Annotated in this window: 9 protein-coding genes; 4 read left to right on the top strand and 5 right to left on the bottom strand. The window is 64.4% G+C overall.

The genetic code is table 11. The annotated features are described in order from the left end of the window. The 3 genes from EWE75_RS08120 to EWE75_RS08110 are packed head-to-tail and all read right to left on the bottom strand — an operon-like array spanning nucleotide 1 to nucleotide 2836. Nucleotides 1-837, bottom strand: coding sequence for a p-hydroxycinnamoyl CoA hydratase/lyase (locus EWE75_RS08120; protein WP_130156269.1), 837 nt, complete (start codon nucleotides 835-837; stop codon nucleotides 1-3). Nucleotides 838-866: 29 nt separating this feature from the next. Then, on the bottom strand, nucleotides 867-1394 hold the full coding sequence (locus tag EWE75_RS08115) for a DUF3237 domain-containing protein (RefSeq protein ID WP_130156267.1): 528 nt from the start codon (nucleotides 1392-1394) through the stop codon (nucleotides 867-869). Between the two features lie 11 nt (nucleotides 1395-1405). After that, a complete protein-coding gene (locus EWE75_RS08110; RefSeq protein WP_130156323.1) occupies nucleotides 1406-2836 on the bottom strand; it encodes an aldehyde dehydrogenase in 1431 nt (476 codons plus the stop codon). 63 nt (nucleotides 2837-2899) lie between these two features. On the opposite strand from EWE75_RS08110, the gene EWE75_RS08105 reads away from it, so the two are divergent. The 4 genes from EWE75_RS08105 (at nucleotide 2900) to EWE75_RS08090 (ending at nucleotide 11769) form a co-directional block, all read left to right on the top strand. Then, entirely contained in the window at nucleotides 2900-3394 is a 495-nt protein-coding gene (locus EWE75_RS08105; RefSeq protein WP_130156265.1) for a MarR family winged helix-turn-helix transcriptional regulator, read from the top strand. Nucleotides 3395-3634: 240 nt separating this feature from the next. Continuing rightward, complete coding sequence (locus tag EWE75_RS08100) at nucleotides 3635-5968, top strand: TonB-dependent receptor (protein WP_206364719.1); 2334 nt, start codon at nucleotides 3635-3637, stop codon at nucleotides 5966-5968. Between the two features lie 844 nt (nucleotides 5969-6812). Next, nucleotides 6813-9116, top strand: a complete 2304-nt coding sequence (locus EWE75_RS08095) for a TonB-dependent receptor (RefSeq protein ID WP_130156263.1) — start codon at nucleotides 6813-6815, stop codon at nucleotides 9114-9116. Nucleotides 9117-9144: 28 nt separating this feature from the next. Next, nucleotides 9145-11769 (top strand): M14 family metallopeptidase, encoded by a 2625-nt coding sequence (locus tag EWE75_RS08090; RefSeq protein ID WP_130156261.1) that lies wholly within the window; start codon nucleotides 9145-9147, stop codon nucleotides 11767-11769. A 38-nt stretch (nucleotides 11770-11807) separates the two neighbouring features. On the opposite strand, the gene hutC is transcribed toward EWE75_RS08090, so the two are convergent. Next, the gene (hutC, locus tag EWE75_RS08085; protein WP_130156259.1) at nucleotides 11808-12518 is read right to left on the bottom strand and encodes a histidine utilization transcriptional repressor HutC; all 711 of its coding nucleotides are present in this window, start codon (nucleotides 12516-12518) and stop codon (nucleotides 11808-11810) included. Continuing rightward, a complete protein-coding gene (locus tag EWE75_RS08080; RefSeq protein WP_130156257.1) occupies nucleotides 12515-13897 on the bottom strand; it encodes a formimidoylglutamate deiminase in 1383 nt (460 codons plus the stop codon). Before EWE75_RS08080 ends, hutC begins: the two co-directional genes overlap by 4 nt. Nucleotides 13898-13916: the final 19 nt, after the last annotated feature.

Genomic DNA, 13916 nt, shown 5'->3' with positions numbered 1-13916 from the left:
TCAGCGCTGCTTGGTCTTGTCATAGGCGCCAAGACCGGGCTTGTAGGTCTTGTCGTCGATGAACTGCTTGATGCCTTCCTTGCGGCCCTCGCTGTCGTAGCTGTTGGCGGCTTCCTGCGCGCGGATCAGATAATCCTCGGCATTGTCATAGGTCATCTCGCGCACGCGGCGGATCGAATCCTTGGTCGCCTTCAGCGCGACCGGGTTCTTCTTGAGCAGCACGTTCGCCACCTCGGCGACGCGCGCCTTGAGCTGGTCGAGCGGCAGCGCCTCGTTGACGAAACCCCATTCGACCGCAGTCTTGCCGTCGATATTCTCGCCCATCATCGCATGGTACATCGCGCGCCGGAACGAGGTGAGTTCGGTCGCGACCTTGGCTGCGCCGCCGCCGGGCAGGATGCCCCAGTTGATTTCGCTGAGGCCGAATTGCGCCTCTTCCGCCGCGAAGGCGAGGTCGCACGCGAACAGCGGGCCATAGCCGCCGCCGAAGCACCAGCCGTTGACCATCGCGATCGTCGGCTTCTGATACCAGCGCAGCCGCCGCCACCAGCCATAGCTCTCGCGCTGCGCCTTGCGCGTGCCACGCAATCCGTCCGCCTCGGTCTCTCGGAAATATTCCTTGAGGTCCATGCCCGCCGACCAGGCGGTGCCTTCGCCGGTCAGCACCAGCACGCCGACATCCTCGCGGAATTCGAGATCGTCGAGCACGCGCATCATCTGGCGGTTGAGGCGGGGCGACATGCAGTTGCGCTTGTCGGGCCGGTTGAAACTCACCCAGGCGATGCCGTCTTCGACGGTGACGGCGACAGTCGCCAGTTCAACGGGATCGATGGTCATGTGGTGTCTCCTAATGGGTAGGGGTGCCGTCATTCGACGGCGAAGATGTGGATTTCGACATGGTCGGGCTTGCGCACGCCGCGCGCTACGAAGACGCTGCGCCGCAGCCAGTCGTGCGGCCCGGCCGCAACGTCGAAGCGGGGCGTTGTGCGGAAGTAATAGGCGCCGGCATCGACCGTCTCGCCCCGCGCGAGCCGTTCAGTCACCTCGGCCGACGCGATGCGCACGCCCGGATTGACGACGTCGATGATGGTGCCGTCCGCAGCCTTCAACGCGTAATGCGCGTAAACCTCGGTGCGCCCGGCTGCATCGATCGTCTGCCAGTCACCGCCGCCGGGCAACACGCTGCCGTGCAGGCGAGGGCCATCGACGCGACCGCCGCTGATCGCGATGAAGCGCTTGCGCAGGCCGTCGACTGTACCCTGTTCGACCGGCGGCAGGAGTTCGGCGCGGATCGTGAAGACGAACTTCAACGCCGGGGCCTCCGGCATCGGGGCCTGCGCGGACGTGCCCGTCACGGCTGCGCCCGCCAGTCCTGCACCCAAGATGATGGCCATTGCGGTACGCATCAGATCGGGAAGTGGCCGGGCTGCGTCTCGATCGTGATCCAGCGCAACTCGGTGAAGCTGTCGATGCCGGCCTTGCCGCCGAACTTGCCGTAGCCCGACGCCTTGGTGCCGCCGAACGGCATCTGCGCCTCGTCATGCACGGTCGGCCCGTTGACGTGGCAGATGCCCGACTTGATCTGGCGGGCGACGCGAAGCCCGCGCGCGGTGTCGCGCGTGAACACCGACGCGGACAGGCCATATTCGGTGTCGTTGGCGAGGCCGATCGCATGGGCCTCGTCGCGCGCGCGGATGATACCGACGACGGGACCGAAACTCTCCTCGCGGAACAGCTTCATCTCGGACGTCACCTTGTCGATGACGTGTGCGGGCATCAGCACGCCGTCCGCCGCGCCGCCATTGGTCTGCACCGCGCCGGCGGCGACCGCATCGTCGATCAGCCCCTGAACATGCCCGACCGTCTTGAGATCGACCACCGCGCCGAGCGGTGTCTTGCCGTCGCGCGGATCGCCGACCGGCATGGTGGCGACCTTGGCGGTGAACTTCTCGACGAAAGTGTCGGCAATCGCATCGACGACGATGATCCGCTCGGTCGACATGCAGATCTGGCCCTGGTTCATGAACGCGCCGAACGCCGCCGCCTTCACCGCCTCGTCGAGATCGGCGTCGTCGAGCACGATCAGCGGCGCCTTGCCGCCGAGTTCGAGCAGCGCGGGCTTGAGATTGTCGGCACAGCGCCGCGCGATGATCCTGCCGACTGCAGTCGAGCCGGTGAAGTTCACGCGCCGCACAGCGGGATGGTCGATCATCGCGCCGACCACCTCGCCGGCATCGGCGGGCGCGTTGGTGATGAGATTGACGACGCCGTCGCCAAATCCGGCCTCGACGAACGCCTCGATAATCAGCGCGTGCGTGCGCGGGCAGTGTTCGGATGCTTTCAGCACAACCGTATTGCCGCACGCCAACGGCACCGCGATCGCGCGCGTGCCGAGGATGATCGGCGCGTTCCACGGCGCCATGCCGAGCACCACGCCCGCCGGCTCGCGCAGCGCCATTGCGATGCAGCCCGGCTTGTCGGACGGGATCACCTCGCCGCCGATCTGCGTGGTCAGCGCCGCCGCCTCGCGCACCAGGCCGCTTGCCAGCATCAGGTTGAAGCGTGCCCAGCCTTCAGTAGCGCCGATCTCCTCCATCATCGCCGTGACGAAATCCTGCGCCTTGGCGTCGAGCGCGTCGGCGGCTTTGAGCAGCGCCGTGCGGCGTGCCGTCGGGCCAAGCGCCGACCATGCCGGGAAGGCCGCCGCCGCCGCGTCGACGGCAGCGACGGCATCGGCGACGCTTGCGGCGGCGGCGCGGGTGGCGATCTCTCCGGTAACGGGGTTGGTCCGCACATACTGTCCGGCGGCGGCGGCGGCGCGTGGCGTACCGCCAATCGAAAGGGCTACTTCGCTACCTGACACAAGCGCTCTCCTGTTTTATTGTTATGAAACATACCAATGTTGTTTTTCCGGCGCAAGGTCGGTAGCGCGATATTTATGGAGGCAGCGACCGAACCGACATTGCAGGACTCGATCTCGGACCGGCTCGGCTATGTTCTGCGCCGCGCGTCCGGCGTGATGATGGGGGCGCTCGGCGTGGCGCTGGCGGAGATCGGTCTCCGCCCGGTCGAGGCGACGATCCTGATTCTGGTCGGCGCGAACACCGGCTGCACGCAAAGCGAGATCAGCCGGCTGCTCGGCATCAAACGCGCCAACATGGTGCCGTTGATGGCCGGTCTGGTGACCAAGCGCCTGATCGATCGGTATCCGGTCGATGGCCGGTCCTTCGCATTGTCGCTGTCGCCGGAAGGCGTGGCGCAGCGCGACGCCGCCGACGCGATCATGCTCGCGCACGAGCGACGGTTCGAGGCTTTGTTCTCCGGCGAAGGCGTCGATGCGCTCCGCACGGCGCTGAACCGGATCGCGCAGTTGGACACCGCGACGCAAGAATAGCGCGTCGCGCGATCCGCGACGGAATCGCTGCGGCTGTCACGCAGGCGTCACGCACCATCATCATAGGGGCGCGTGGAGGCGGCTGGGAAATCGCAAAATCGATTCGATGCCGAAACAACGCCCGACGGGGCGTCGGTTCGCACCTTGATGACGCTCCGGCGGCAGTCGCCCGGGCGTGACCTTTCGAAATTCAAAAACGTGACACAGGCTCCGCCACCGGAGCCGAAAAGGGATACTGACATGCGTCTTTCCAAGACTGTTCTGCTCGCCGGTTCGATGCTGGGCGCGCTGCTCGCGCCTCACACCGCGTTCGCCGAAACCCCGCCCGCGCCCGAGAGCGCACCCGCCGCACCGGAAGCGCCTGCGAGCGGCGACGCCGGCACCGAAAGCCCCGACATCGTCGTGCTCGGCTTCGGCAAGAGCCGTCAGGTGCAGACCGTCGATGCGCTCGACATCGCGCGTATCGTCCCCGGCGCCAGCCCGCTCAAGGCGATCGAGAAGCTGCCCGGCGTCAACTTCCAGTCGGCCGACGCGTTCGGCAATTACGAATGGGCGGTCCGCATTTCGCTGCGCGGATTCAATCAGAACCAGCTCGGCTTCACGCTCGACGGCATCCCGCTCGGCGACATGAGCTATGGCACCACCAACGGCCTCCACATCAGCCGTGCGATCATCTCCGAGAACGTCGGCAGCACCGACGTCGCGCAGGGCGCCGGCGCGCTCGGCACCGCCTCGACCAGCAATCTCGGCGGCACCATCCAGTTCCACAGCGATGACCCCAAGGACACGATGAACGTGACCGGATCGGGCACCTATGGCTCCAACAACACCTGGCGCGGCGTCGCGCGGCTCGATTCCGGGCTGATCGGCGACACCGTCAAGGGCTATGTCAGCTACGCTTATTACAAGACCGACAAGTGGAAGGGCTACGGCCAGCAGAAGCAGCAGCAGGTCAACGCCAAGGTCACCGCCGATCTCGGCACGCTCGGCGACATCTCGGCCTATTTCGCCTATTCGGATCGCAAGGAAAACGATTACCAGGATCTCAGCCTGGACATGATCAAACGTCGCGGCCTCACGCTGGACAACATTAGCGACAATTACCCGCTCGCCATCGCGATCGCCACCGCCGCGCAGGCCGGCCAGCCGATCCCGGGCGGCGGCACGCTCGACGACAGCTATTACGACGCTGGCGGTCTGCGCCGCGACTATCTCGGCGGCGTGACGTTCAACGCCAAGCTGGCGCCCGGCGTCACCGTGAAGACCACCGGCTATTACCACGAGAACACGGGCCAGGGGTCCTGGATCACGCCGTATAACCCGACCCCGTTCGGTGCGCCCAATGCCGATGGCACGCCGATCACCAACCCTGCGCCGTTGTCGTTCCGCACCACCGAATACGGCCTGAAGCGCGGCGGCATCATCAGCGCGCTGAGCTATGAGGCCGGCGCCAACACCTTCGGCTTCGGCGGCTGGTACGAGAGCAGCACGCTCAACATCGCACGTCGTCTCTACGGCATGACGCTCGGCTCGCCCAACCGCGCCGCGCTCGACTATCAGAGCAATCCCTATGCGACCGCATGGGACGGGAACTACGATACCGACACGCTGCAATATCATGTCGAGGACACGCTCAAGCTGGCCGACGACGCGCTGGTGATCTCCGCAGGCTGGAAGGGCGTGCAGGTCATCAACAAGGCCAAGCTGCGCGTCGGCACGCTGGCGCAGGGCCGGATCGACGCGAAGGACTGGTTCCAGCCGCAGGCGAGCGTGCTGTTCCGCGCGACCGCCAACGTCGAACTGTTCGCCGATTATACCGAGAACATGCGCGCCTTCACGTCGTCGGCCGCCGGCGGTCCGTTCGCGACCAGCCAGGTGCTGTTCGACGCGGTGAAGAACACGCTCAAGCCCGAAAAATCGAAGACCGTCGAAGGCGGCCTGCGTTTCCGTACCGGCGGCTTCCAGGCGTCGGCGGTCGGCTATTACGTTGATTTCAGCAACCGGCTGCTGTCGGTCGCCAACGGCGTCGGCATCCTCGGCAACTCGCCGACGCTCAACAACGTCGGCGGCGTCCACACCTATGGCGGTGAATTCTCGGTCAACTACCGCATCGTCCAGCCGCTCTCGATCTTCGCGAGCTATTCGTACAACCACTCGCAATATCAGGATAACGTCAAAACCGCAGTCACAGCCGGGACGCCCGACGGCCTTATCCACACCGCCGGCAAGACCGCCGTCGACAGCCCCGAGCATATGCTCAAGGGCGAGATCGTCTACGATCAATCCGGCATCACCGCCCGCGTCGGCGCGGACTATATGAGCAAGCGCTACTTCACCTACCTCAACGACCAGTCGGTGCCCGGCCGTGTCACGATGGACGCCAGCATCGGCTACCGCTTCGACGGTGACGGCCCGCTGCATGGCTTTGCGATTGTCGGCAACGTCACCAACCTGACCGATAAGAAGTATATCGCCACGATCGGTTCGAACGGTTTCACCAACAGCGGCGACAACCAGACGCTGCTGGCTTCCGCCCCGCGCCAGTTCTTCGTGACCGTGAAAAAGGGCTTCTAAAGACGGCGAGCGATGGGCGGTTTTCAGCCGTCCATCGCGCGCTTTCACGCTGATTAAGAGCATTGCCCGCCGCCAGCGCCACTCGGTAAGCGTTGCGGGACGTGTCTATCGAAAGGCCGTGGGGATTTGGCAGCATCGCTCAAGCGAGGGCGCCCCGAACGCCGCCATGCCCGGAATCGTGATCTTAAACCTCAACGCTCTCGGCGCCGCGCTGACCGCATCCTCGGACATCGGTCGCGTGGGCCGACCAGCCCATTAATCCGCAGCGCCTCGAAGAGAGCGAAGCCCTTTCGGAGGGGATACACGGCGCCATCGGCGCGGCGTCTTTTGGCTGGGACACTGGGACTGAGCGACCCAGTCCAATTCACCCTTCAGTCTGGCGCAACGCGCCGGACCGCGCGAACAGATGGGCCGATCCTCGACCGCGCCCACCACCGCGCTGGCTCGCTTCTCGGCCCAAGTAGCGGGCAGGCAGTTACCCTGCCTGGGCTTGGGCTTTCGGCGGGTGGCGGCGATCGCGCCGCGCATCCCTGATCTTTGCGATCCGTCGCCATCCTTGCGAGCGGCTTGAACGTGTCTGTCCTCCGCCGCAGGGCATCACTCTTGCGACCCTTCACAGGCGGCAGGATCACCGGCCGCTGTGATCGGGGGCGATTACCTCACGCAGTTGAGCCCGAAATGCACGGTTTGCTTAAATTATAAGCAAGGATTCTTTGGATTGCCCACTTTGTAAGCAATAATATTTCTTGTCTAGACATTATATTTGCATCATCATCGGAGTCGAGAAGCGCCCCTAGAGGCGAATTTGCAGGAGAGCGGAAACAACAAAAACAAGGGGACCCCTATGCGCATGATCTCGGCAAAATCCCGCGTGCTTGGTTGCACGGCGACATTGGCGCTTTCGATCGGCTTTGCCGCTGCGGCCCACGCGCAAGCCACCGACACACCGACGCGGGCCTCAGTCGCGGATTCCGGTGAGTCCGACGGCGATATCGTCGTCACCGCGACCCGTCGCGACACCTCATTGCAGAAGACGCCGATGGCGATCACCGCGCTGACGGGCCAGACGCTGACCAACGCCGGTGTCACCAACATCGCCGATTACGCCAAGTTCGTGCCGAGCCTGCGCATCCAGGATAACGGTCCCGGCCAGCGGCGTGTCAGTCTGCGCGGCGTGCAGACGTCCGGTGAAGCCACGGTGGGCGTCTATTATGACGATACCCCGGTGACCGGTTCGGTGGGCGTGTCGAGCGATGCGGCCGGGCGTACCGCCGATTTCACCTTGTTCGACGTCAATCGCATCGAAGTGCTACGCGGCCCGCAGGGTACGCTATATGGTGCGAGTTCGATGGGCGGCGCGATCCGGGTCATCCTCAACAAGCCAACCCAGGACTATGAGGGCAAGATCGAATCGCAGGTCGCCGGAACAAAGGGCGGCGGCCTGGGCTATTTCGTCCAGGGCATGGTCAACGTTCCTCTCGTCAGCGATCTGCTGGCAGTGCGTGCAGTGCTGTATCGCCGCGACGCCGACGGTTATATCGATAACAGCTTCCTCAACCGCAAGAACGTCAACGACTATACAGCGACCGGCGGCCGACTGATGGTGCGCCTGACGCCATCGTCCAACCTGACGATCGATGGCTCGGCGATGATCGAGAATACCGATGCGTATTCGGCGAGCTGGAACCCCGCAGTCGGCGATTACAAGGCGGCGACGCAGGTGATGCTGCCCTACACCGATCGCTCCCAGATCTACAACCTCACCGGCAAACTGGACCTCGGTTCCGCCTCGGTGACGTCGATCACATCCTACCAGCATCGCCGCTCCGCATATGCGGCGGACGACAGCTATTATATCGGCAGCTACCGCACCGCCGCCAAATGCGCGGCGTATGTCAACGCGAGCGGTGGTGCCCCCTGTTCCGCCAGCCAGCTTACCAGTTACTACGGCTACATCGACAGCCTGAGCCCGGCTGCGATCTATTATCCCGGTTCGACCAAGGATTTCACGCAAGAATTGCGGATCAGTTCGAACGGTACGCATCTGTTCGACTGGACGGTTGGCGGTTTCTATCAGAACCGCAAGAACGACGTGACATCGGAGGACGTGCGCGCCGACAAGGTGACCGGGGACATCATCACGCCCAACCAAATCTTCTATCGTCGCGAGATTTTCGACAAGCTCGAACAATATGCCGCGTTCGGCGAGGGTACCTTCCACCCCACGCCGGCGATCGGACTGACTGCGGGCATCCGCTACTTCAGCTACAACAAGACGGTGCAGGGTTTCACGGACATCGCGTGGACGCTGATCGGCGCGCCAGCGCGTCCGCTATCCTCGGTGGATTCTTCCGAAAGCGGCACGTTGCTCAAGTTCAACGCATCGTGGCAGGCGACCACCGACATGATGGTCTACGCCACCGCGTCGCAGGGCTTCCGTCCGGGCGGCGCCAACCAGGTGATCGGCCTGTCGGCGGACCTCACCCCGTATACGTCGGACAGCCTGTGGAACTATGAGATCGGGGCCAAGCTCGGCCTGCTTGACCGCAAGCTGACGCTGAACCTAGCCGCCTATCAGATCGACTGGACCAACATCCAGGTCAGCGGCCGCACCACCAACGGCGCGTTCAGCTTCCTGTCCAACGCCGGCGCTGCCCGCATCCGGGGTGTCGAAGCCGAAGCGTTCGTCCGGCCGACGCGCGGGCTGCAACTCACCGTCTCGGGCAATTATATCGATCCGCGACTGACGCAGGACCAGGTCAACGCCTCGGTCGTCGCCGCTGGCCGGGTGGGGGACCGCATCCCGTACATCCCGAACTGGGCCGGGTCTGCCGGCGCGGAATATACCGCGCCGCTTAGCACCGGTCTTGATTTCTTCGCGCGCGCGGACGTCAATTATGTCGGGTCGTCTTTCTCGGAATTCCGCCCGACCAACGTCTACCGTGTAAAGATGGCGGCTTATTCGTTGACCAATGTTCGCATCGGCGTCGATCTCAAGCAGAGCGACGCCGGCGTCTATCTGTTCGTCAACAACCTGTTCGATGCGGTTGCGATCAACCGCGCGTCGCAATCCTCCACCGCGAACTCCTATTCCGCCACCTCCGCAGCACCGAGGACGATCGGCATCAACGTGCGCAAGAGCTTCTGAACGCCCTTACAGACAAAGGTACGCCCACATGACCAGATCGCTGTCGCGCGCGGTACGCGTGTTGTTCCTGACCTCGGCCCTCGGCGTTTGTGCGCCGGCGATGTCGCAGACTGTGCCAAGCCCGAAAGCGGTGCTGGGGCATGATCCCGGCGACGATTATTACCTCGCCAATTACGAGGATTCGATCCGCTATTTCCGCGCGCTGGCGGCGGCATCGAACCGGATCAAGCTGTTCGACGCGGGCAAGACGACGCAGGGACGCACGATGACCTATGCGGTCATTTCCTCGGCCGCCAATCTCGCCGATTTCGAGAAATACAAGGCCGTCTCGAAACGGCTCGGTGATCCGCGTGGGCTCACCGACGAGCAGGCGCGCGCGCTCGCCAAGGACGGCAAGATCATCGTTCACATCGATGGCGGCATGCATTCGAGCGAAGTCTCCGACCACCAACTGCCGCTCGCGCTCGCCTACAAATTGCTGTCCGCGAAGAATGATGCCGAGATCGGTGCGATCTTCGACAAGGTCATCCTGGTGCTGTGGCCGACCCTCAACCCTGACGGACAGGACATGGTTGTCGATTGGTATCGCAAACAGCGCGGCACCAAATGGGAAACCAGCCGGACGCCGTGGCTGTATCAGGAATATGTCGGCCACGATAACAATCGTGACGGCTATATGCTCAACATGAAGGAAAGCCAGGTCGTCGTCGCGACCGAGCAGACCTATTCGCCGGTGATCTGGTATTCGCAGCACCAGACCGCGCCGTTCCCGGCGCGGATCTGGGTGCCGCCGTTCGCCGATCCGGTATCGTCGAACATCAGCCCGTACATGCGGATTTGGACCAACGCGCTCGGCACCAACATCATGACGCGGATGCAGGCGGAGCAGAAGCCCGGCGCGATCGCGCAGGCGCGTTTCGACAATTGGTATGCCGGCTTTCTCGATTACATCCACGTCTTCCGCAACACGATATCCTTCTTCACCGAGACCGCACATGACAGTGCCACGCCGATGACCACCAAGGTCTCGGACTTTCCGGCGAACATGCGCGATCTCAAGGCGCAGATCATGTATCCCGATCCGTGGCGCGGCGGCGAATGGCACCTCAAGACCTCGGTCGATTATATGGTGACCGCGTCGATGGCGGTGCTCGATACCGCGCAAAAATACAGCGAGACGTTGCTGTACAACCGCTATCAGGCCGGTCGTGACATGGTCGCGGCGTCGGCCAAGGATGGCCCCGCCGCATATGTGATTCCGGCCGGCCAGACCGACATGCCCGAAGCGGCGTCGCTCGCACAGTTGATGCTGAGCCACGGCCTAGACGTGCTTCAGATCGAGAAGCCGACGCTGATCGGCGGCCACAGCTACGACGCGGGCAGTTGGATCGTGCCGACCGACCAGCCCTTCGCCGGGCTGGCGCGCGAACTGTTCGACAAGCAGACCTACCCGGACGCGATCCTCGACGGCAATGGCAAGCCGGTCGATCTGCCCTATGACGTCACCGGATGGACGCTGCCGATGCAGATGGGCGTGCAGGTCGATCGTATCGTCGAGCCGATCGCGCCCGAAATACGTGCCGGCATGCGCAAGATCAGCAAGGCCACGCCGCCGGCCGGTGCGGTACGTGGAGCAGGGGCGACGTACCTGATCAGCCGCCAGGTCAATAACAGCTATCGTGTGCTCAACACCGCGCTCGCGGCGGGTGGGAAGGCGGTCTGGACGAGCGCCGTTCTCAAGCCGGGCGCGGTGCCCGAAGATGCGATCGCGATCACCGGCGTAACCGCGCCGGCGATGTCCAGGATCGCGTCGGACTTCAGCGTGGCAGTAACGGCGTCGCCGGACACGGTCAGCGGCGCGACCGTCCATAAGGGGCGCGTCGCAGTGTACCGCCCGTGGGGGTCGAACATCGACGAAGGCTGGACGCGCTGGCTGCTCGAGCAATATGATTTCCAGCCCAAGAGCGTCTACAATGCGGATGTGAAGGCCGGGCTGGCCGGCAAGTACGACACGATCGTCATCCCGGACATGAATGCGCCGAGCAAAGGTCGCCCCGGCGATACGGCGCCGGCGCCCGACGTGATCTCCGCGTACAAGGGGCCGCTCGGCACGCTGATGGACGGGTTCGCCCCCAGCCAGATGCCCGCGCCCTATGCCGGCGGGATCGGCAAGGAGGGTGCGGCGAAGCTGATGGCGTTCGTCCGCGAGGGCGGGACGCTGGTGGCGCTGAACAATGCCTCGGACGCGATCATCGATCTGTTCGATCTGCCCGTCACCAACATCCTGAAGGATGTGAAGAGCGAGCAGTTCTTTTGTTCGGGTGCCCTGCTGGCGGTCGAGCTGAAGCAGGGGTTGCCGGCGACCGCAGGCATGCCAGCCGATCCGATCGTGATGTTCCAACGCGGACCCGCCTTCGCGCCGAAGGCCGGATTCAAGGGCGACATCATCGCTTCCTATGCTGCGACCGGCAATCCGCTGCGCAGTGGCGTGCTGCTCCATCCTGAAATGATCCAGGGCAAGGCAGCGGCGGTGTCGGTCTCTTACGGCAAGGGGACGATCTACCTTTACGGCTTCAAGCCGCAATGGCGTGCCCAGTCGCACGGCACCTACAAGCTGCTGTTCAACACGCTCTATCCGAATATTGCAAAGTAACGCGCGCGGCGCTCCGGTTCCCTGCGGGACCGGAGCGCTTACCGCGTCGCGCCGAAACGCGCGACGAGATCGTAGCTGTTGCCGACGAACACCTGACGCACATAGGTGATGCGGTCGCTGCCGCGCCAGGTCCGGCGTTCGACGCACAGGCAAGCCGAGCGCTGCGGAATGCGGAGCAGACGCGCTTCCTCGGCCGTCGCTTCGAGCGCGGAAATGCGCGTTTCCGCCTCGGTCCAGGGAACATGCTTCAACAGCCAACTTCCCGGCGAGATCGCCTCGATGTCGGTCGCGTCGCCGATATCGGGCACGGCCAAAACGCTGATGAGTCGATATTCCAGCGCCAGCGGAATGTCGTCGGCGAGGTGCAGCCCTTCGAGTTCGAACAGATCGCCCCCACCGGCAAGCCGCATCTCGTCGTCGCGGCTCGGAGCGGGTGGTCGCAGTCGATGGCCGATGGGAAAATAGGCATAGACTTGCCCGCGTTCGCGGATCTGCGATGGCAGATCGGGGACATCGAGCACCATCGAATGCATTCGCGGCCGCGCGACGAAGGTGCCCGCGCGCTTGCGCCGGTCGATCAGGCCGGCCGACAGCAACGCCGACAGCGCCTTGTTCACCGTCATGCGTGCGCAGCCATAATGCTGCATCAAATCCTGTTCGATCGGAATCCGGTCCCCCGGCGCGAGTTCACCCGATAGAATGCGCGCTTCGAAGTCCGACCGGATTCGCTCGTGCAAGGGCTGTCTCATCCGCAAAGCGTCTCCAGCACACGGCGATAGCGCGCGATGATCGTCGCACGCGCGCGATGTCTGCCACCGCTAACCAGCTTTGTGCCATGTCGCCAGACGCAATCCACGCCGGCCCGACCGGCGGCAAAAACAAGCCCGTCGATCAGTCCGTTGCCGCTGCGCCCGGCGAGCGACGGGTGGCCGAGATCGAGGCTGACAAGATCGGCGGGGAGGCCGACCGCTAGGCCCGTCGTCACGCCCAGCGCCTGCGCGCCGCCGGCCAGTGCGGCTGCGTAGATATCGCCGCCGGTCGACCGCCCGGCATCGTTGGCGAGCAAATTACGGCCGCGATGCGACAGGCGCTGGCCATATTCGAGCAGTCGCATTTCCTCGGTCGCGTCGATCATCACGTTCGAATCGCTGCCGAGTCCGTAGCGGCCACCCGCAGCGAGGAACGGGGCGGCCGGGAAGATGCCGTCGCCAAGATTGGCTTCGGTGATCGGACACAATCCGGCGACCGCACCCGATCGCGCCATCGCCGTCGCTTCGGCGCCGATCATGTGGGTGGCATGGACCAGGCACCATCGCGGATCGACCTCGGCATGGTCGAGCAGCCACGCGACCGGCCGCTGCCCGCTCCAGGCGAGGCACGCCTCGACCTCGCCGGTCTGCTCGGCGATGTGGATGTGGATCGGGCGGTCTTTCGCCATGCCGTTCAGCAAGCCGAGCTGTTCGGGCGATACCGCGCGCAGACTGTGCGGGGCGACGCCGACGATGGCATCGGGCAAAGTCGCCGCCGCGAGGTCGGTCGCGCTCGAGAGCAATCGCGCATAGCTGTCGATATCGTGGATGAAGCGCGCCTGATCGGGGCGGGGCGGCTGCGCACCGAAGCCGGCATAGGCATAGAACACCGGCAGCAAGGTCAGGCCGATCCCGCTCTCGGCGGCGGCGGCGATGATCGCGCCGCTCATCTCGGCTGGATTGGCGAAGCGCTCGCCGTCGCGGTCGTGATGCAGATAGTGGAACTCGCCGACGCGGGTGAAACCGCTTTCGAGCATCTCGATGTAGGCGAGCGCGGCGATCGCCTGCACGTCGTCGGGCGTCATGCGCGCGACGAACCGATACATGACGTCGCGCCACGTCCAGAAACTGTCCCCGGTCGGCCCGCGCGTCTCGGCGAGGCCGGCCATGCCGCGCTGGAAGGCGTGGCTGTGGAGGTTGGGGAGGCCGGGCAGGGCGCAGCCGTGCCGCTCGTCTTCGGGCGCTGGCGCGGCGTTGGTTTCGAGCGTTGCGATGCGGCCGGCGGCGATGGTGATTCGCACGTTTCGCGCCCAGCCGTCCGGCAGCAGCGCCTGTTCGAAAAACAGCGAAGGTCGTGCAGCGGAGGGACGGTTGGGCATGGTAGATTTGTCTATACAT

The organism is Sphingomonas populi, assembly GCF_004208535.1.
GTDB lineage: Bacteria > Pseudomonadota > Alphaproteobacteria > Sphingomonadales > Sphingomonadaceae > Sphingomonas > Sphingomonas populi.
This window is presented reverse-complemented; position numbering and strand designations above follow the sequence as displayed.